At 67.4% G+C, this 19,603-nt stretch carries 12 protein-coding genes; 3 read left to right on the forward strand and 9 right to left on the reverse strand.

Annotation, left to right across the window (positions count from 1 at the left end; genetic code table 11):
- The first annotated feature begins 17 nt into the window (after nucleotides 1–17).
- Nucleotides 18–1,472, forward strand: a complete 1,455-nt coding sequence (locus XarjCFBP7645_RS18885) for a carbon-nitrogen hydrolase family protein (RefSeq protein ID WP_104538673.1) — start codon at nucleotides 18–20, stop codon at nucleotides 1,470–1,472.
- Between the two features lie 30 nt (nucleotides 1,473–1,502).
- Nucleotides 1,503–2,060 carry a VUT family protein gene (locus XarjCFBP7645_RS18890; RefSeq protein ID WP_104538674.1) on the forward strand — a complete coding sequence of 186 codons (558 nt, stop codon included), beginning with the start codon at nucleotides 1,503–1,505 and terminating at the stop codon, nucleotides 2,058–2,060.
- Between the two features lie 140 nt (nucleotides 2,061–2,200).
- On the opposite strand, the gene glnE is transcribed toward XarjCFBP7645_RS18890, so the two are convergent.
- The 9 genes from glnE to XarjCFBP7645_RS18940 form a co-directional block, all read right to left on the reverse strand.
- Nucleotides 2,201–5,026: a bifunctional [glutamate--ammonia ligase]-adenylyl-L-tyrosine phosphorylase/[glutamate--ammonia-ligase] adenylyltransferase gene (gene glnE / locus XarjCFBP7645_RS18895; protein ID WP_104538675.1), complete on the reverse strand. Its 2,826-nt coding sequence runs from the start codon at nucleotides 5,024–5,026 to the stop codon at nucleotides 2,201–2,203.
- A 967-nt stretch (nucleotides 5,027–5,993) separates the two neighbouring features.
- Nucleotides 5,994–6,344: a DUF3325 domain-containing protein gene (locus tag XarjCFBP7645_RS18905; protein WP_104538677.1), complete on the reverse strand. Its 351-nt coding sequence runs from the start codon at nucleotides 6,342–6,344 to the stop codon at nucleotides 5,994–5,996.
- Entirely contained in the window at nucleotides 6,332–6,655 is a 324-nt protein-coding gene (locus tag XarjCFBP7645_RS18910) for a hypothetical protein (protein WP_104538678.1), read from the reverse strand. Before XarjCFBP7645_RS18910 ends, XarjCFBP7645_RS18905 begins: the two co-directional genes overlap by 13 nt.
- On the reverse strand, nucleotides 6,652–8,274 hold the full coding sequence (locus XarjCFBP7645_RS18915; RefSeq protein ID WP_104538679.1) for a PepSY-associated TM helix domain-containing protein: 1,623 nt from the start codon (nucleotides 8,272–8,274) through the stop codon (nucleotides 6,652–6,654). The genes XarjCFBP7645_RS18910 and XarjCFBP7645_RS18915 overlap by 4 nt, the downstream gene beginning before the upstream one ends.
- Nucleotides 8,275–8,314: 40 nt before the next feature.
- Nucleotides 8,315–10,846, reverse strand: coding sequence for a TonB-dependent siderophore receptor (locus tag XarjCFBP7645_RS18920; protein WP_181126386.1), 2,532 nt, complete (start codon nucleotides 10,844–10,846; stop codon nucleotides 8,315–8,317).
- 118 nt (nucleotides 10,847–10,964) lie between these two features.
- Nucleotides 10,965–12,014, reverse strand: coding sequence for a FecR domain-containing protein (locus XarjCFBP7645_RS18925; protein WP_104538680.1), 1,050 nt, complete (start codon nucleotides 12,012–12,014; stop codon nucleotides 10,965–10,967).
- Nucleotides 12,015–12,023: 9 nt separating this feature from the next.
- Entirely contained in the window at nucleotides 12,024–12,533 is a 510-nt protein-coding gene (locus XarjCFBP7645_RS18930) for a sigma-70 family RNA polymerase sigma factor (protein WP_016902856.1), read from the reverse strand.
- A gap of 420 nt (nucleotides 12,534–12,953) precedes the next feature.
- Nucleotides 12,954–15,368, reverse strand: a complete 2,415-nt coding sequence (locus XarjCFBP7645_RS18935; protein WP_104538681.1) for a hypothetical protein — start codon at nucleotides 15,366–15,368, stop codon at nucleotides 12,954–12,956.
- Between the two features lie 205 nt (nucleotides 15,369–15,573).
- A complete protein-coding gene (locus XarjCFBP7645_RS18940; protein ID WP_104538682.1) occupies nucleotides 15,574–17,751 on the reverse strand; it encodes a hypothetical protein in 2,178 nt (725 codons plus the stop codon).
- A 222-nt stretch (nucleotides 17,752–17,973) separates the two neighbouring features.
- On the opposite strand from XarjCFBP7645_RS18940, the gene XarjCFBP7645_RS18945 reads away from it, so the two are divergent.
- Nucleotides 17,974–19,488, forward strand: a complete 1,515-nt coding sequence (locus XarjCFBP7645_RS18945; RefSeq protein ID WP_104538683.1) for an acetyl-CoA hydrolase/transferase family protein — start codon at nucleotides 17,974–17,976, stop codon at nucleotides 19,486–19,488.
- Nucleotides 19,489–19,603 lie beyond the last annotated feature (115 nt).

Below are 19,603 nucleotides of genomic sequence, written 5' to 3' on the forward strand. Positions count from 1 at the left end.
CTTCCACTGGATCTGCAATGCACCACACGCCGCTGTCGCCCATGCGCATGCTGCTGGCCGCCCTGTTCGCCGGTGCGGCCTTGTGGTTCGGGGTCGGTCTGCAGCCGCCATGGTGGTGGGTGTGGCTGGCGCCGGCGCCGCTGCTGTGGCTGGCCTACACGATCGAGCGCACTGCGCACGCACGTATTGCGGTGCTGATCGCCACCAGCATGGCCGCGACGCACTATGTGCCTTACTTCCGCCTGGCGATGCCGTTGCCTGCAGTGGTAATGGCCGCCTGCGGCATCGCGCTGGTGTGGTATGCGGTGGTGATGGGCGCACGCCGGATCGTGCAGCGCCTGCGCAGCGGCTGGAGCGTACTGGCGTACCCGCTGCTGTGGGTCAGCGCCGATTTGTTGATGGCACGGTTGCTGCCGGACGGTAACTGGGGCAGCCCTGCTTACTCGCAGGCCGATGTGCTGCCTTTGCTGCAACTCACTGCACTGAGCGGCGTGTCCGGGCTGTTGTTTGTGGTGTGTCTGCTGCCCTCGTTGCTGGCGTTGCTGGTGTGGTGTGGCAACGCTGTGCGCCGTCCGCTGCTGATCGTCGCTGCCGTGGCGCTGACCTTGGCCGCAAGCACCGGCTATGGCCTGTGGCGGCTGCAGACGCCGGTCGCCGGCACGCCGCTGCGCATCGGCCTGGCGGCCATCGACGATGCGATCGGCCCGACGGCTGCACCGGCGTACTGGCAACCGATCCGCAATCGCTACGACGCCTTGATCGGCACGCTCGCCGCGCAGGGTGCGCAGCTGGTGGTGTTGCCAGAAAAGATCGCAGTGCTGCCACCGCAGCAACTGACGCAGTGGCAACAGCACTACAGCGCGCTCGCCCGGCAGCACCGGCTGTGGCTGCTGGTAGGGATTGCCGAACACGGCGTGCAGCCGCGCAACCTTGCCTGGTTGTTCGATCCGCAGGGCGTGCGCGTGGAGAGCTACGAGAAACAGTTTCTCGCCCCGCCCGAGCGCGCGCAGCACTACGCACACGGGCAGGACTACGCCATCCGTCACGTCGATGACCTGCGCTGGGGGCTGGCGATCTGCAAGGACATGCTGTTTGCACGGCTGGCACGCGCCAATGGCCAACGCAACGCCGCACTCATGCTGGTGCCGGCCTGGGACTTCGCCTATCGCGATGCCTGGATGTCGGCGCATATGACCGCGCTGCGTGGCGTGGAGAACGGCTACACCGTGGTGCGTAATGCGCGCGAAGGGCTGTTGATCGTCACCGATGCGTACGGCCGTGTGCAGCTGCAGACCCGGAGCGCGCCGATGCCTGGAACGAGCGCAAGTGTCAGCGCGCTGGTCGCCCCGCAAGTGGCAACGTTGTATACGCAGCTCGGCGATGTCTTCGGTGGCGTGTGCGTGCTTGCGATGTTGGTGCTGGCCCTGGCGGCGCGTCGGCGCACTGGCCTGCATGCGTCAACGCGCGGATAATTCGCGCTGATCGCTCACTGCCGCACCGCCATGTCCGCCCCATCCCCCACCCTGTTCACCCCACTCACCGCGCGCGCATTGGCATGGGCGATCTTGGCCATGGGCGCGGTGGTGCTGTTGTCCAACATCCTGGTGCAGTACCCGATCAACGCTTGGTTGACCTGGGGTGCGTTCTCATACCCGCTGGCGTTTCTGGTGAGCAACCTGATCAATCGCCGCTTCGGCCCACGCGCGGCGCGCAAGGTCGCCTGGTGCGGCTTTGCGCTTGCGGTGGCGTTGTCGCTCTGGCTGGCCACCCCACGCATCGCGGCGGCCTCGTGCACCGCCTTCATCGCGGCGCAGTTGCTGGATATCAGCGTGTTCGACCGGCTGCGTAGTGGCAACTGGTGGCGTGCGCCGATCGTGGCCACCACCTGCAGCGCCACGCTGGATACGGCGATCTTCTGGAGCATCGCCTTTGCCGGCGTCGGGCTGCCATGGATCAGCTGGGCGGCCGGCGACCTGGCGGTGAAGCTGGGCATGGGCGTGTTCCTGCTCGGCCCGTTCCGCGCACTGCTGTGGCGCAGTGCGCCGCGCCCCCACGGCTGATGGGCGCGCCTACGCACCGGCAACCAGGCCAAAGACAGGCGCGGTGAATGGAGGTGATTCCAGCACCTGTACGTCTGCCAGCCCGGTCTGCGCGCCACACTCGCCTCGCATCGCAATGCCCGGGTACCGGCCGACCAAGGCTACAGCGCTGCCACATCCTTGCCGACCGGAAACTCCAGTCCTTGCGCGTGTGCGGTGGTGAAGATGCTGTGCCGTGCCTGCTGGATGGCCGGGGTCGGAGCGATCAACCGCGGCCGGCGATCCAGGGTGCAACTCAGGCCCGCCTCCACCAGCGCGGCGTGGGCCTGATGCAGCGGTGCTGCACTCTCTGCCGGTAGCCACTGCGCCCGTACCAGCGCATCGATCAAGGCGGGCGTGGCGCAGGCCGGCAGCAACTCAGGGTGCTGTGCGGCCTGGCCGAGCACGCCGGCCTGCAGGACGAATTCCAGATCGACCAGGCCGCCGGCGCCCTGCTTGAGATCCAGCCGCCCCGCATCGCTGCGATCCAGTTCGCTGCGCATGCGCGCGCGCATCTTGCGCACGTCCTCGTGCAGCACCGCTGTGTCGCGTACGCGTGTCAGCGTGTCGGCACGCACCTGCGCGAAGGCCGCGCAAAGCGCGGCATCGCCGGCCACCGCACGCGCGCGCACCAGCGCCTGATGCTCCCAGGTCCAGGCACGCTCGCGCTGGTAGTCGCGGTAACTGGCCAGCGAGGACACCAATGCGCCCTTGCCGCCGTCCGGGCGCAGCCGCACATCGATATCGTAGAGACGGCCGGCGCCGGTCTCGGCAGCCAGCAAGGTCATCACTTTCTGCGCCAGCCGCGCAAACCAGCGCCCGGCGTCCAGCGCTCGCTTGCCATCGGAGGCTTCTACCTCGCGTGGATGGTCGTAGAGAAATACCAGATCCAGGTCCGAGCCGAAGCCCAGCTCCAGGCCGCCCAGGCTGCCGTAGCCGATGATGGCGAATGCCCCGCCCGGCACCTGCCCGTGCGCGGCGATCAGTTCGCGGCGCGCCAGCTGCAGCACCGTCTGCACCACCGCTTCGGCCAGCCAGGCCAGTTGCCGGGTGCTGTCCACGGCCTGCTGGCGGCCATCGAGCGTGGCCAGTGCAACGCGGAAGCTCAGCGCGAGCCGGCGCTCGTTGAGTTCGCGCAGGGCCGCCTCGGTATCCTCGATCTGCAAGGTGCCCAGGCACGCAGCGTGCAACGCGTCGCGGTCGGGCAATGGACCGCTGATGCGGGTGTCGAGCAGTTCGTCCAGCAGCAGCGGATACGCAGCCAGGCGCTCGGCCAGCAAGGCGCTGCGCGAGAGCACATCGACCAGGCGTGCGAGGGCGCTGGGTTGTTCGTCCAGCAAGGCCAGATAGCTGGTGCGGCGCAAGGTAGATTGCAACAGGCCAAGCATGCGGCGCACGGCGGCATCCGGTTGGCTGGCGCGGGTGGCTGCATGCAGCAGCGCCGGCATGACGCGGTCCAGCCGCGCGCATGCGGTATCGGAGAGCGCGCGCACTCCGGAAGACTGCGCAAAATCGGCCAGCACCTGATGCGCACCGCCGGGATCGTGCAATCCAATGCCGGCCAACGGCGCGGCATCGCCTCCCGGCAAGGCGCGCCAGTAATCGGCAAGTGCGTCGGGCGCGGTGGCGCGCACGCGTGGTGCCAGCAACTCGGCAAACTCGGCAGCAACGCGCGCGCGTTGCGGAGCGAGTGCCTGCAGCAGCGCCGGCCAATCCGCATAACCCAGGCCCAGCGCGATGCGTTCGCGATCCAGCGGTGCCTGCGGCAAGGCATGGGTCTGTGCGTCGCGCAACATCTGCAGACGATTTTCGAGCCGGCGCAAGAAGCGATACGCCTCGGTCAATGCATGCCCGTTGTCCGCATCGATCTGGCCTGCCGCCACCAGCGCCTGCAAGGCAGGCAGCAGGCGACGCTGGCGCAGGCTCGGCTCGCGCCCACCGCGGATCAGCTGCAGCGATTGCGCCAGGAACTCGATCTCGCGGATGCCGCCCGGCCCGCGCTTGATGTCGTCCAGACGATCGTGGCGGGCGACTTCGGCAGTGATCGCCGCCTTCATCTCGCGCAAGCCGTCCAGCGCGGTGAAGTCCAGATAACGCCGGTAGACGAAGGGGCGCAGCGTTTCCAGCCAGGCTTCGCCGGCGTCGATATCGCCGGCCACCGCGCGCGCCTTGAGCCAGGCATAACGCTCCCAATCGCGCCCTTCGCGCTGGAAGTACTGGTCCATGCCGGTGAACGACAGGGCCACGCGCCCGGCCGTGCCGAACGGACGCAGGCGCAGATCCACGCGATGGCTGAATCCATCGGCGGTGGTTTCGTCGAGCAGCTTGGCCAGCTGTTGGCCCAGACGCGCAAAATATTCCTCCGCTGCCAGCGGGCGGGCACCATCGGACTGGCCACCCTGCGGATACGCATAGACCAGATCCACATCCGAGGAAAAATTCAGCTCGCCGCCACCGAGCTTGCCCAGCCCGAACACCACCAGCCGCTGCACGCTGCCGTCTTCGGCAATCACCTGGCCGTGGCGGTCGCGGAATTGCTGCTCCAGCGCCTGCAGCCCGCATTGCAGGCAGGTTTCGGCCAGGCGGGTGGCACCGGCCAGGGTGGCATCGACGCTGTCCAGATCGAGCACGTCGCGCCAGACCAGGCGCGTGGATTCCGCACTGCGGTAGCACCGCAACTGCGCCGCCCAGGCCTGGGGCTGTGCGGGGTCGAGCACCGGAAGTGGCAGCGGCGGTGGATCCGGCTGCGCCAGGTGCTGCAGCAAGGCCGGCTGACGCGCCAAGGTATCGAGCGCAAACTCGCTGGCAAGCGCAACCTGTTCGAGTTGCCGATCGAAGTCATCGCCCGGCCAGCGCTGGTCGGCCGGCACGGCATGACGGACACGCGCCACAGTCCGCTCGATCAGGGCGGTAAGCGCAGGAGACACGGATGGGGTAGGCAGCGACATGCGCCGATTCTGGCATCCCTGCACGATAGCGGCACGTGCATGCGGGCGATCCAGCGGTGTCTAGAGACAGCAATACAACTACTGGGTTCAACGCCGCCCTGCGTGTGGCCCCATCAGCACGCGGTCATATCGGCGGGCGTGATGTCCTCGCTGGTTGTGGGCTTCTTGGCCGCATGGATGCCACCGTGGGACCTGCACGGATGATTTACGACGGATCCCAAAAGTGGCGAAGGCATCGCGCGTTGAAACAGCGTCAGGGCTCGAAAGGCGGCTGTCTTGAGCTCAGGTTGGGCAAGGTGGATAAGCAGCGGCAACGCATGTGATCTGTGGCTTCCTTGCAGGGCCCTTGCCCGCCCACCATCCCAGGACACGCCGCAAGTACGTCCTTGTAGGCTCTGGCGCGGCATCCATGCCGCGTAAGGTCCCGCGACGGTAGACGGCCAAGAACCTGTCGAGATGATCGGTGTTTTTATTTGCAGGCAGTGCAAGAAATGCACGATGTGCGCTGGTTGGATCACTCGGCATTCGCCCAACTTTCACCATTTCTCGATCGCAAGCCGAGCGGCAGACAAACCTGCAACACGCAACCTGTAAACGTCTCGTCTGCGACGCAGGCCGAGTCACACGCTTTCAGGAAAGCAGCCGACCAACTGTCTGGTGCGGTGGCCTCGCCGGTTGCGGGACCGTGTGGCGGCATGGACGCCGCCACCGAGCCCCCAGGGATGGGTTCACGGCGTGTCCCGCGAGCGGTGAGGGCACCGCGCACTCGACGAGCTGAGCTTTTGATTCAAGCATCCGATCGCGGCTGCACAACCTCACCGTTCTCGGTCTCGACTGTTTTGTGCGTTGTGTATCAGGGCTTGGAAAGTGCGGATGGACCAGTTGTAGCGCGGCGGATCTGCAGCCTGGTGGGCGGGCAAGGACCAGTCAAGCTGGCCGGTGTGTGTGGCCTTCAAACGACAGCAAACTACAGCACGTGCCAACCCATCACGCCGCATGCGATGCAGCCCAGCAGCATTGCTAGCCACGCACTCCAGCGCGGCGCATACGCCAGGCCCAGCGCCGCCCACAGTGCGGCCACGCTGACAAACCCCAGCCACAACACCGTGCCCACTGTGCCGCCCCAAGCGAGCACGCATAGCACCAGCGCGGCGATCAACAGACAGACAGCCAGCGCACGCAGCCACCATCGCTGCGCGACCGGCGCAGTGCGGCGGCCGGTGAGCTGCTCGTAATGGCGATGCATCGCCACGGCCAGGGCCATCATTGCGGCGTGGCAGAGCGCGGTGCCTAGCAGCGCGGCAATCAGCCCGTCCATGGCGGATGTCCCAACGACCAGCTCGCACCACTCAGCGCGGCAATGCCCACGCCCAGCCAGCCCCACATGCGCAATGCACTGCGCGCACGAAACATCCACAACACGACGACGGTGTAACTGGCGAAGCTCAGCAAGGTCGTGCTCAGCACCGACACCGCGGGCGACACGCCCGCAAACCGCCACAGCAGCTGCGCCAGCACACTGCAGCCGGTGGAGGTCAGCGCATAGCCGCCGACACTGGCAGCGAGCACGCGACCGGCAACCGACCAGCGGTAGCGCGTCACCGATGCGGTGCGCGAAGACCGCTTCACAACCCGTCCATTGCGGCTGCGGCACCACGCCCGGTGCGTGCCGGTACCGGTCGCGCGGCGCTGCGATGCGCCCGATACGCCGCGTAAGCAAATGCAACGCCGAAGACGAGCGAGACCAGCTCGACCCCGGCGCGCTGCAGGTCGCCGGCAGCCAGATACACGCCCAGATGCTGCCCGGTGGTGACCGCATTGAGCAGCGGCAAGCCGACACACAGCAGCGCGGTCATCGCCAGTTGCTCCACCCATGCACGCGCGGGTGGGCGCAGCAGCGCATGCAGCAGCGTGGCTGCCCATACCCACAGCAATGCGTGGATTTCGATCTGGCTGCGCTCGGCCTGCGCGGCCGGCACCAGGCGGTTGGCATAGAAATACGCAATGCTTGCCAATGCGGTTCCCGCAAGCGCGGCGACATTGAGCGCTTCCACCACCCGATAGATACCGGCGGTGGCCGTGCCGAACTCCTGCTCGCTACGCCGACGCCGCTTGATCGAAAACAGCAAGGTGCCGGTAGCCATCATCAAGGTGCCGGCCAGGCCGCAGATGAAATACAGCCATTTGCTGGTCCAGCCGCCGAAACCGGCCACGTGCAGGGTCTTGATGACCTCTTCCACATCCTGCGCGTGCAGGTCCGTGCGCGCGGCATCTGCGTGCTGCTCCAGCAGCGCACCGCTGGTCGCGTCGAACAGCACGCTGCTGGCTGGATTGAGCAGGCGCCGCGAGTTGCCGGTCTCTGCCACGCCCGCGACCACGCGCAGCTTGCTGCCGGGTTGATCGGGCCGCTCGATCACCAGCGTTTGCGCGGGTGCTCCGTTGAGCGAGTCTGCACGCTGCACCAGCTCCGGCAGGTAGGCGGGCACGCGATTGACTGCGGTTCCGTCCGCGCTGGTCGCAGGCACTGCCGGCGACAATTCATCGGCATAACGCGTGTACGCGTCCTCGTCGCTGCCATACAGCGCGTGCAATGGCGCGGGCATGTAGCTGGTGGAGAAATACGCCAGGCCGGTGTAGACGATCATCAGCAAAAACGGCAGCGTCAGCACCGCCGTGGCGTTGTGCGCGTCCAGCCACGAACGCTGGCCCTTGCCCGGGCGGAAGGTGAAGAAATCCAGAAAGATCCGCTTGTGCACGATCACCCCGGACACCAGCGCGATCAGCCCGCACAGCGACACCCAACCCACCAGCCAGTACCCGGGAATGCCGCCGTGCAAGGTGTAGTGGAAGCTCATGAAATGCCGGCCGCCTTCGGTCTGGCGGCCCCACGGAGACGGCAGCAGCTCGCCGCTCCCGGGGTCCAATGACGCCTGCTCCTGGCCATTTGGCGTCCGCCAGAACAGCGTCAGCGCCTCACCCGGATGCGCGGGCAAGGTGATCCGCCACAGGCGCGCCTGTGGCGCAAGTTGATGCAGCTGCGCCAGTGCACGCGGCACCAGCGCTGCTTCCGACAGGACCGTCTGCATGCTTGCACTCGGCAAGGCCGGTGTGGCCTGCATCCAGCTGGTGATCGGATCGCGAAACACGCTGAGCGTGCCGGCCAGGAAGATCGCGCACAGCAACCAGCCGCAGCTCAGGCCGCACCAGGTATGCAGCCAGGCCATGCTTTGGCGAAAGCCATCTTTCATCCGACACGCGCCATGCACCACCGCAGCGCTGGTACCCGCATCACAACGCGCCGCGCAGGGTCACCATCACATTGCGTGGTTCGCCGTAATAGCGCCCGTTAACGAAGCTCGACAAGGTGTTGTAGTAGTGCTTGTCGAATACGTTGTTGAGATTGACCGCCACCGACCATTGCCGGTTGACCTGGTACCGCGCCAATGCATTCCAGACCGCACGCCCCTGGATCGGCGCGGTGGCGGTGCCGATCTGCCGATACGCCGCGCTCTGCGCGCTGACACCGCCACCGACGGTGACGTCCTGCAGCGCGCCCGGCAGACGGTAGGTGGTCCATACCCGCAGCAAATGCTTGGGCGTATAGCTGTTGAAGGTCTGGCCCTGGCTGCTGACATCCTGCAGATAGGTGGTGCGGTTGAAGGTGTAACCGGCAAACACGTTCCAGTCGCGCAGCACCTCGCCGCTGACTTCGGCATCGAACCCGCGGCTACGCACCTTGCCGCTGTCGATGTAGCAGAAATCGTTGTTGCGGCAGGTGGGGCTGGTGGTCAGGTCGGCCTGGGCGCGGTTTTTCTGATCGATCTGGAACAGCGCAAACGCGCTATTGATGCGCCCGTCCAGCCACTCCCCCTTGACGCCCAGCTCGTAGTTGGCGCCGGTCATCGGCTTGAGCATCTCGCCGGCTTCGGTCTGCGCGTTCTGCGGCTGGAAGATGTCCGCATAACTGGCGTAGGCCGACCAGGTCGGGCTCACGGCGTACACCAGGCCGGCATACGGCGTGACCTGCCCGGTTTCGCGGGTGTGCTCGATCGATTGCGACGGCGACAGCCCGGTGGTGGTGGTGTTCCACAGGGTGTCGTGCCAGCTCACGCGGGTGCCGACGATGGCCCGCAACGGATCCGTCAGCTGCCAGCGCAGTGCGCCGTACAAGCCGAACTCGCGCGAGGTGCCATGCCGGGCCTCGCGTGCATTGGCGAAGATTTCCGCATCGCTGATCGCCCGCACATTGCGCTGCAGATTGAACACATTGAAGGTCTGGACGTTGTTCTTGTTGCCGTAGACCGTATCCACGGTGGTCTCGGCAAAGTTGCTGCCGATCACCAACTCGTGCCTGCGTCCCAGTGCATTGAAATGCCCGATCACATTGGCGTCGAAGCCGAAGACGTCCGCATCGGAAATGGTGCGCGCGGCCAGCAACGCGCCGGTGCCGTTGGCCGGATTGATCGCGCGGCTGGAGCTGGCAAATTTCAGATCGTGCAGCTCGCGCACCTGCACCGCACTGAGCTTGAACACCCAGTCGGCATTGAAGCGATGGTCCAGGTCCAGATACAGCCCGCGATTGGACGAGGACTGCCGGTTCCATGCCGCACCCAGATTGGTCTGGCGCGGCAGGCCGATATCGCGGCCATCGCTGAAACTGGGCAGACCGCCGAAGAACGGCCGGCCTTCCACCTGTTCGTAGCTCACGCCCAGGCTGAGCTGGGTCTGTGGCGAGAGCGTGTAATCGAGCGTGCCGTAGTAGGTGGGTGTGCGGCGCGTGACCCCATCGACGAACGAGCGCTGGTCCTGGTAATCGATCACCCCGCGCGCGCGCAATGCGCCATCGGCACTGAGGTTGGCGCTGCCATCGATCAGCGCACCGTAGCGGTCCCAGCTGCCGCCCTGCACCATCACGCTCACGCCCGGCACATCCAGCGCACGCTTGCGCACCAGGTTCACCGCACCGCCGGGGTTGCCCGCGCCCTGCAGCAGGCCGGCCGCACCGCGCAGCACTTCGGCGCGATCGTAGATGCCCATGTTGGCGCTGTAGTTGCTCGCACGGCCATACATGCCGCGATTGAGCGGCACGCCGTCGTACTGCACCGTGGTGATGTCGAACCCGCGCGAATAGATGTACTTGCCGCCCTGCGGGCTCTGCACGATGGTGATGCCGGTGGTGCTGGCCAGCGCGTCGTAGACCGAGATGATGTTCTGCTCGTCCATCAACTGACGGGTGACCACGCTGATCGACTGCGGGATGTCCTTGAGCGACTGCTCGCCGCGGCCGATGCTGACCGCGCGCGCGGTATAGCTGCCGGTGCCGCTGGTGGTCGCACTGCGGTTGGCCTGCGCGGTCACCTTGACGGTGGGCAGCAGCCACGCGTCCACCTCGCTGTTGCTCGCGCTCAGCTGCGGCGCGGCACGCAGCACGTAGCCGCCGGTCTGCAACGGGACGGCCTGCAAGCCGCTGCCAGCCAGCAGCGCAGCCAGGGCGGCCGATGCGGTGTAGCTGCCATCCAGGCCGGCGGTGGTCTTGCCGTCGGTCTGCGCGGCGGTGAAGCTCAGCAACAGGTTGGCCGAACCGGCCAGCTCACGCAGCGCCGGCGCCAACGGGCCGGCGGGAATGCGATAGGCCTGGCGTGCCTCCTGCGTGGCAGGCGCGGCCTGGGCGATTGCATCGGGCACCCCCGCATACAAGGCCAGGCTGCAGAGCGCAACCGCCACGGCCGTGCCGAGCGGCCGCTGCACGGCCTGTACCAGGGTATTGCGCTGCAACGACGAAGAGGAAAGGTGGCCGCGGCGGCGGGCAGTGATCGACATGCTGTTCCCACAAAGGTTTGGTGTCGCACTGACACCGTCATTGGGGAGGTGCCACAACGGCGGCGATCGGGCAGCCCGGATGCAAACTTTTTTCGGCGACGTGCCGGCTGGCGGCGCCTCAGCCCTGCCCGGCTGCCTGCACCGTCACCCAGTAACGGCTGCGCCGGCTCACCCGCACCGGCAGCACGCTGGGCAGCATCGCCAGGATGCGGTCGGTGTCGTCCAGCGGGAACACGCCGGAGACGCGCAGGCTGCCCACCTGCGGGTCGCAGCGCAGCAGCCCGGAGCGATAACGGCCCAGCTCGGCGATGAAGGTATCCAGGCGCCACTCGTCGGCGATCAGCTGCCCGCGCACCCAGGCCGCGGCCTGCGTATCGACCGGCGCGATGGCGCCGAGCGCGTCGGCAGTAAACCGACACTGCTCGCCCGCATGCACGCGCCCGACGGCCGGCGCGACCGCGCGTGGCCGCACCTCCACCGCGCTTTCCAGCACGCTCAGCTGGGTGTCGTCCTCGCCCTGGCGCACGCAAAAGCGCGTCCCCAATGCATGGATATCGCCCTGCGCGGTGCGCACCAGCAACGGCTGCGCATCGTGGCCCGCGCCCAGCGCGTGCGCGGTGGTCACCATGATCTCGCCGGCCAGCAGCCGCAGCAGCCGCTGCTGCGCATCGAACCGCACATCGATGGCGCTGCGCGTGTTGAGGGTGATGCGGCTGCCGTCCTGCAACTGCACCTCGCGGCGCTGGCCGGTCGCGGTGGCGTAATCGGCGGTGGCGCGCTGCCAGCGTTCGGTGCGCGAGGCCAGCACGCCGGTGGCCCCGGCCACCCCGCCCCACAGCAGCAGATTCAGCGCCTTGCGCCGGCCCGGCGATGCCTGGCCGTTGCTGCCCGCATACGGCGACAGGCTGCGATAGGCCGCCTGCGGGGTCAGCGTCTTCAGCCGCCCGGTCACCGCCTCGATATGCGCCCACGCCCGCGCATGGTCCGGATGCGCATCGCGCCACTGTTGCCAGCGCTGCAGCTGCGCCTGGCTCGCGGTGCCGGACATCAGCACCGTCAGCCACTGCGCGGCCTGGTCGGCGACCTCGGCGCTGATCGGTTGCCCGCCGGCCAGCGGTGCTCGCTGGCCGGCAGCGGTGCGCGCACGGCGCGAGGCGGCATCAGCCATCCGCGCAGCTCACGCCGACAGGGCGAACAGGCAATGCCGGTTGGCACGCGTGAGATATTGCTTGACCGAGCTGCTGGACACGCCCAGCCGCTGCGCGATCTGCGCGTAGCTCAGCTCCTGCAGGTGCGCTAACAAAAAGGCTTCCTTCACCTTGGGCGGCAGCCCATCCAGCGCCTGGTCCACCTGCTGCACCGCTTCCAGCGCCAGCAGTTGCAGCTCCGGCGACGGCGCCAGTTCTTCCGGCAGCGCAGCCAGCAGCTCCAGGTAGCTGGTTTCCAGCAACTTGCGCCGCTGCCGGTGCGCCATCAACCGGCGCGCGATGGTGGCCAGGAACGGGCGCGGCTCGCGGATCTCGTCGGCCGCACCCGCGCTGATCACGCTGATGAAGGTGTCCTGCGCCAGGTCGGCAGCCACGAACGCATCGCCCAGCTTGCGCCGCAGCCAGCCCTGCAGCCAGCCGTGGTGGTCGGTGTACAGGCGCTCCACCTGCTGATGAAGCGCGCCTTGCGTGACCGACACGATGACCTCCTGAACGGCTGGACCCGGGCGGCAAGGCGCCCGGCGATAAATGAGAATTGATCTCATTCTAACGGAAGCCGGCGGCGTGTGCAGGCAAAGCGGCTGGCCATTCCCATCACGCCGGTCGAGGACTTGCGGGCCGTTGCCGCCCACGGCGACCCGGCAGTGGCCTGGCCAACCCTTCAACATCTGCGCGTTTCGCGCGGTGAGCGGAGGCGAAGTGGCTTGACTGGCCAACCTTCAGGCAATAAAAAAGCCCGCTTGCAGCGAACTGCCAGCGGGCTTTGCTCCCTCCCCCACGTCGGGATGCAGGAGCATAGTGCGCGCCCCGAACGCCACTTGCACGCTGCACTGCAAAACAACACCAGGCAGTACAGAACTGGCGCTTTTTCCTTCACGTCGCGTTGGCGCGCGGGGACTTCAGCGCAGCAGATCGGGCTGGGCCTGATACCACTGCGGAGCATGCAGCAGATGCCATTCCGGGGTCTGGCCGCGCAACCCCACCGCCGCGCTCAGCATGCCCCAGCGCGCGAGCAGACTGCCGCTGCGTTGGCTGCCCTGCAAGCGCAAGCGCGCATCCACCTGGAAGCGCTCGTTGCGCGCCTGCAGCCGATCGACGATGACGGTGTCGCCCTGCCAATGCACACGCCCGGTCACCTGCGCCTGGCCTGCATCCACCAGCCGCAGCATCCAGTTCGGGATCGAACGATCGCGCGCGTACAGCGACATCAAGAAAGCCAGATCGCGCACCTGGATGCGCACGCGTCCGTCCACACCGACCGGCTGGCGCCATTGCATGCGGGTGTCTTCCAGCACGATGCGCGCCCACCAGCCGTCGCGGCGTTGCCCATCCGGCCCGGTGAATCCGATATTGCGCAGCTGGATGGTGCTGGCATCGAGGCGAAAGTTTTCCGCATGCAGATCGCCGCGCTGCAAACGCAGATCCGCATCCACATCGCCGCGCAGTGCCAGGCCGGCAAACTGCAGGCGCGCCGCACGTGCGCCGATGCGCAGGCCGCCCTTACCGATGCGGCCGCCGGGTTCGATCTGCAGATCGCCGCTCAATACACCGTTGCCGCCGTCGAAGCGCAATTGCTGCTGCGGCAGATAGCGGTTGTAGGCACGCAGATCCGGCACGCGCGCATTGGCGAACAGCAGATGCGCGCGCGTGGCGTCGCGTAACGCGGCCAAGTTGCGCGCGTCGGCGCGCGTCTGCAGGTCCAGACGCAGGTCGCGGCCCTGCACGAACGGGCGCGTGGGCGCATCGCTGTGCGCAATGGAGAACTGCTGCATCTGCAAGGCAAGTGCCGGCAGCAGCTGCCCGTGCGCATCGGCGCTCACCCGCAGGTCGGCGCTGGCCTGCCCATCGATCGCATGGCCCATCACGCCGACATGCGCACGCACGTGCGGCACCTGCAGGCGACTGCCGGCACCGAGCTGGCCGCGATCGATGCGCAGGTCCGCATCCACCAGCCCGTCGCCTTCCAGCGTCAGCCAGTCCACGTCCGGAAACAGCGCCGGAATCCAGCTCAGCGAGGACAGTTGCCAGTGCAGGCGCGCATGCCCGGAGGTGCGCGGCAGCAGGCTGCGCATCGATTGCAGCGGCAATTGCCGGCCTTGCACGCGCAGATCCGCATCCAATGTCAGCCCGGCATCGGCCGGCTCGGGCATGCTCACCTGCAGGCGCATGTCCTGATCCACCTGCAGTTGCGCTGCAAGCTCGCCCAACAGGGCGGCCGGCGTGCGCGTGCTGTCGTGCAGGGGTGCGCGCCATTGCAGTTGGCTGCCGGGCTGCAAGGCGCCGCGCGTCCAGCGCAACTGCCCATCCGCACGCCCTTTGCCGGCGCGTGTGGCGAGCGTATGGCGCCCCTGCGCATTACGTACGACATCCAGTGCCGCGGTGTCGCCATGCACGCTCACCTGCGCATCGGCCAGCTGCAGCACCGCCAGCCCACGTGCCTGATCCGGTGCATGCCGCGCGATGCTGGCTTCGATGCGCAGCTGGCCGTTGCGCAGCACTTCGCTGTCACCCCAGCGCATGCGTGCGTTGTCGAAGCTCGCCCGCGAGGGAAACACTTCCATCGGCCCGCCGCGCAACTGCTTGAACAGGCCGAGCTGCAGCTGACCATCGCCTTCGATCCGCAGCTGACGCAGCGTCACTGCCTGGACCTGATCGGCGACGATGCGATTGAACTGCAGGGTCCAGGCCGGAGCGGTCGATGGACGACCCGCAGGTGCGCCGGCGATGTTGGCGACCCCGGCGGAGTGCGGCACGCGGGCGGCCGCGCCGGTCGTCGGTGCGGGCGGCTGCGTGCTCGCCACGACGTCCGTGGTGCGTGTGGGTGGTTTGTCCTGCGCGGTCGTTGGCGGCGGCGTACCGGCTGCGCTAGTCAGCGGAGCGGCAGCCACCTGCGTGCTCGGCGCTGTCGCCGGTGCTGGCGTCGCCGCGGTATCGGCTGTGGGCACGGCCGCCTGCATGCCGCCACGCACCCCGTGCGCATGCAGCTCCGGCACCAGCAACTGCCGATGCAGCAACGGCAACAGCCGCACCTGCCCGCTCATGCGCTGCGCGCTGACGTTCCAGCGGGTGCGTGCCGAGCGGCCTTGCAACTCCACCTTCCACAGCGTCAGCCGGCCCGGCCACCAGGTCACTGCCGGGCCCCAGTGCATGGTGAACCTGTCCGGCTTGCGATTGAGCGCGGCCGGCCCGAGTGGCGTGTTGAGCAACAGGTTGCCGAGCAGCAGATAGCTTGCGTACACCACCAGCAACGCCAGCAACGGCCAACGCACCGGGCGCGGCAAGGTGTGCCAGCGGGCGCGAACAGGCATCGTCATGACGGCAGGCTCCTGAAGACCGCGCACGCGGCGTGGCGCAGTGTGCCAAGGAAACCGTGAGCGCGGTGCGCAGCGGCGATTGCGGCTGGGCACCGGCAGGCTGCCCGGTGTGCATTGGATGTCCTACACGCCCGGCAGTACGCGCACTGCCTTTTCGAAGACGGCAAAGCTGGCCGCAATACGCAAGCCTCAGACAACGAGCCGCTTACTTCGCCTTCGACACCGCCGGCAACAGCCCCGGCTGCCCGTCGTACCACTCGCGCGCGCCGGCAAGATGCCACTGGCGCTGTTTGCCATCGAGCTCGATCCCGGCGCCCAGCACGCCCCAGCGCAGATACAGATCGCCGCGCCGCTGTTCGTCGTTCAAGGCCAGCCGTGCACGCAGCGACAGCCGCGCATTCTCCGCATGCAGGTCGTCGATCAGCAGCTGCTGCTTGCGCCAACGCACCCTGCCGGTGGCGTCGAACTCGCCCGAATCCAGCAGGCCCAACACCCAGCGCGGATAGTCGGCACGTTGCGCAAACACCGACAGCAGCGGCGCGACATCGCGCATGCGGATCGCTGCATCGGCATCCAGCTGGAACGGTGCGCTGGCCTGGATGGTGCCGGCACCGACCTGCATCTGCCCCCACCAGTCGGCATTGGTGCTGTCGTCGCCCACACGCATATTGCGCAGGCGCACGCGCGTGCCGCTGAGATCGAAGAACTTGTTCTTGAAATCGGCACGCTGCAGCTGCGCCTGCAATTCGGCATCGCCGCGCATCTGCACACCGGCCAGCGCCAGATGCGCGCCCTGCCCGCGCAGGTTGGCATGGCCACTGCCCACATCGCCGGCGGCATTGATCGCCACATCGCCGGTCAGGCTGCCGCTGCCGCCGAGCAGGCGCACGTTCTTGCCCGGCAGGTAACGGTTGTAGACGGTGAGATCGGGTACCCGGGCATCGCTGAAACGCAGCTGCGCCTTGAGCGTGTCGCGCAGGCGCGCCAGCTCGGCGTCGCCATGCATGGCCAGCTGCAGATCGCGGCCGTCCAGCAGGAACTGCCTGGGCGCATCGCGCGGCGTGGCCTTGAAGGTGGGGATGCTCACCTCCAGGTGCGCCTGCGGCGTGGCGGCATCGTCGATGCGTCCATGCGCCTTGGCAATACCGGCAAGCCGCGTATCGAACACCTGCGCCACCGCCTCCACGCGCGGAATCTCCAGGCTGCTGCCGCTGGCGAGGCGGCCCTGCGCCAGCCGCAGATCGGCCTCGACCAGGCCGCCGCCTGCGAGCTGAAACCACGGCTTGCGCACAAACAGCTCGGCAATCCAGTTCAGCGATTCGAACTGCCAGCGCCCACGTACCTGCCCGGACAGGCGCGGCAGCACCTGCGCAGGATCCTGGAAGGGAATGCTGCGTCCGGCGATGCGCAGATCGGCCTGCAGCTCGCTGCCCGTCTTCTCGTCGCGCGGCAGGCGTGCCTGCACACGGATGTCGCGCGCCACGTCCAGTTGCAGCGCCAGCATGCCGCGGTCGGTCGCGCCGACGCCGGCCATCAACGGCAGGCGCCAGACCGCATGACTGCCCTCCTGCAGGGTGCCGCGATCCAGCGTGATATCGGCCTCCACCCGCGCCACCGACGGCCCGCTGCGGATGTCCACGTGCGGCGCGCCGGTGTCGATCTTCAACGCGACGGTATTGGCCTTCAGCTGCAGGCGCGCGTGGGTGAGGCCGAGCTTGCGCAGGCCCGGCGCCTGGTCGCGGTAGTGGCGCGGAAACTGGAATTGCGCATCCAGCTGCGCGCCATTGAACACCTGCACCCCGTCGTAGCTGACCACCGCATCGCGAAAGCCCGCTTCGGAGGGAAACAGCTCCGACGGCCCGCCCTTGAGCTGCTTGAGGAAGCCGACGCTGCCGTGGCCCTGCCCGGCGATCAGCAACTTGCCCAGGCGCGCACTGCGGATGCTGTTGCTGGTGATCGCATCGAAGCGCAGCGTCCAGCCCCGATCGCCGCGTGGCGGTGGCGGGATGGGGGTGTCGGAGGTTTCCACTTCCGCGCTCAGCCCGGTGGCGTGCAACCACGGCAAGCGCACCTCGCGCCGCAGCAGCGGCAGCAACGCCACGCGCGCATTGGCGCGATCGGCGTGAAACACGTAGACCGTGCGGTTGGCCTGCCCGCGCATGCGCACGTTCCAGGCCATCACCTGCCCCGGAAACACAGTCAGTGCCGGGCCGGTCTGCATGGTGAATTTATGCGGCTGCCGGTTGGTGACGGCATCGAACAACGGCGTATTGAGGAACAGGTTGCCGGCCAGCAGGTACAGCGCATACAGCGCCACCAGCACGACCACTGCGATACGCCACGGCCGGGGCCAGCGCTGGAAGCGATCGCGAACAGAGGGCATGGGCGCAGGCAGAAGTCGAGTCTGCCGCCACTATCGCGGTTGCGCTGGCGGCGAAGCGTGAACGTGGCCGGTGCGCAGGGGTGCTACTGGCCTGGCCTGGCACGCAACAGGTCGCTTCGCACGCGTTTGACGTCGTCTGCACAGTCGTATTGCACCAAGGTCGCAGCGCGGCCGGCGCATGCAGCGGCGATAATGGCAGTCCCCTGTCTCGCTGTGCCGCCCATGTCCGACGAACGCATCCTGTACGCGCCGCTGCGCGAGCGCCTGGTTTCTGCCGAGGCCGCTGCTGCACTGATCCAGCCCGGCGAGACCGTGGCGATGAGCGGCTTCACCGGCTCCGGCTACCCCAAGGCGGTGCCGATGGCGCTGGCGCAGCGCATCGAAGCGGCACATCTGCAAGGCCAACCGTTCCAGATCAAGCTGATGACCGGCGCGTCCACCGCACCGGAACTGGACGGTGCGCTGGCCAAGGCCGACGGCATCGCCATGCGCATGCCGTTCCAGTCCGACCCGGACGCGCGCCAGCGCATCAACGCCGGCACGCTGGACTATATCGACATCCATCTCAGCCACGTCGCCCAGCACGTATGGTTCGGCTTCTACGGGCAGATCGACACTGCCGTGGTGGAAGTCTCGGCGATCCGCGCCGACGGCAGCCTGGTGCCGTCCACCTCGATCGGCAACAACAAGACCTGGCTGGACCTGGCCAGCAAGGTGATCATCGAGGTCAACGATTGGCAACCGGCCGGCCTGGATGGCATGCACGACGTCTATTACGGCACCGCGCTGCCGCCGCAGCGCAAGCCGATCCCGTTGATCCACGGCGACGACCGCATCGGCGAGCCCAGCCTGCGCTGCGATCCGGACAAGATCGTGGCAGTGGTGCGCACGCATGGCCCGGACCGCAACAGCCCCTTCGCCGCCGCCGACGACAGCAGCGAACGCATCGCCGCGCATCTGATCGAGTTCCTGCGCCATGAAGTGGACAAGGGCCGGCTGCCGGCCAGTCTGCTGCCGCTGCAGTCGGGCGTGGGCAATATTCCCAATGCGGTGCTGGCGGGGCTTGCACGCAGCGGTTTCCGCGACCTGGAAGCGTTCACCGAAGTGATCCAGGACGGCATGCTCGCGCTGCTGCGCGATGGCGTGCTGCGCTACGCCTCGTGCACGGGTTTTGCACTCAGCCCGGAGGGCAACGAGGAGTTCAAGCGCAATATCGGTTTCTACCGGCAGCGCATCATCATGCGCACGCAGGAGATCTCCAATCATCCGGAGCTGGTGCGCCGGCTCGGCTGCATCGGCATGAACGGCATGATCGAGGCCGACCTGTACGGCAACGTCAATTCCACCCACGTGATGGGCAGCCGCATCATGAACGGCATCGGCGGCTCCGGCGACTTTGCGCGCAACGGCTTCCTGTCGATCTTCCTGAGCCCCAGCATCGCCAAGGCCGGCAGCATCTCGTCGATCGTGCCGATGGTCAGCCACGTGGACCATACCGAACACGACGTCTCGGTGATCGTCACCGAACAAGGCCTGGCCGATCTGCGCGGCCTCACGCCCAAGCAGCGCGCACGCCAGCTACTCGATCACTGCGTACACCCGCGCTATCGCGATGCGCTGGAAGACTATGTGGCGCGCGCCAATCGCGACAGCTACGGCAAGCACACTCCGCATCTGCTGACCGAGGCGTTGTCGTGGCATCAGCGCTGGTTGGAGACCGGGGATATGTTGGGGTGAGCGGGGATTGGGGAATCGGGAATCGGTAGTTGTAGCCTAGCGTGGCGGTGTTGCTAGAAAGATCCGGGTGCGGTCGTCATGCCTGCCGTTTAACGCTTCGCGAACTTCATTGCTG

Source organism: Xanthomonas arboricola, from assembly GCF_002940665.1.
In the GTDB taxonomy this organism is placed as follows: domain Bacteria; phylum Pseudomonadota; class Gammaproteobacteria; order Xanthomonadales; family Xanthomonadaceae; genus Xanthomonas; species Xanthomonas arboricola_B.

What these genes read in the sequence shown, in the direction of transcription:
- glnE (WP_104538675.1), bottom strand. Translation starts at nt 5,026, where the DNA reads ATGTCGCTGCCTACCCCATCCGTGTCTCCTGCGCTTACCGCCCTGATC.
- XarjCFBP7645_RS18885 (WP_104538673.1), top strand. Translation starts at nt 18, where the DNA reads ATGCACCACACGCCGCTGTCGCCCATGCGCATGCTGCTGGCCGCCCTG.
- XarjCFBP7645_RS18945 (WP_104538683.1), top strand. Translation starts at nt 17,974, where the DNA reads ATGTCCGACGAACGCATCCTGTACGCGCCGCTGCGCGAGCGCCTGGTT.
- XarjCFBP7645_RS18920 (WP_181126386.1), bottom strand. Translation starts at nt 10,846, where the DNA reads ATGTCGATCACTGCCCGCCGCCGCGGCCACCTTTCCTCTTCGTCGTTG.
- XarjCFBP7645_RS18925 (WP_104538680.1), bottom strand. Translation starts at nt 12,014, where the DNA reads ATGGCTGATGCCGCCTCGCGCCGTGCGCGCACCGCTGCCGGCCAGCGA.
- XarjCFBP7645_RS18890 (WP_104538674.1), top strand. Translation starts at nt 1,503, where the DNA reads ATGTCCGCCCCATCCCCCACCCTGTTCACCCCACTCACCGCGCGCGCA.
- XarjCFBP7645_RS18935 (WP_104538681.1), bottom strand. Translation starts at nt 15,368, where the DNA reads ATGACGATGCCTGTTCGCGCCCGCTGGCACACCTTGCCGCGCCCGGTG.
- XarjCFBP7645_RS18940 (WP_104538682.1), bottom strand. Translation starts at nt 17,751, where the DNA reads ATGCCCTCTGTTCGCGATCGCTTCCAGCGCTGGCCCCGGCCGTGGCGT.
- XarjCFBP7645_RS18915 (WP_104538679.1), bottom strand. Translation starts at nt 8,274, where the DNA reads ATGAAAGATGGCTTTCGCCAAAGCATGGCCTGGCTGCATACCTGGTGC.
- XarjCFBP7645_RS18905 (WP_104538677.1), bottom strand. Translation starts at nt 6,344, where the DNA reads ATGGACGGGCTGATTGCCGCGCTGCTAGGCACCGCGCTCTGCCACGCC.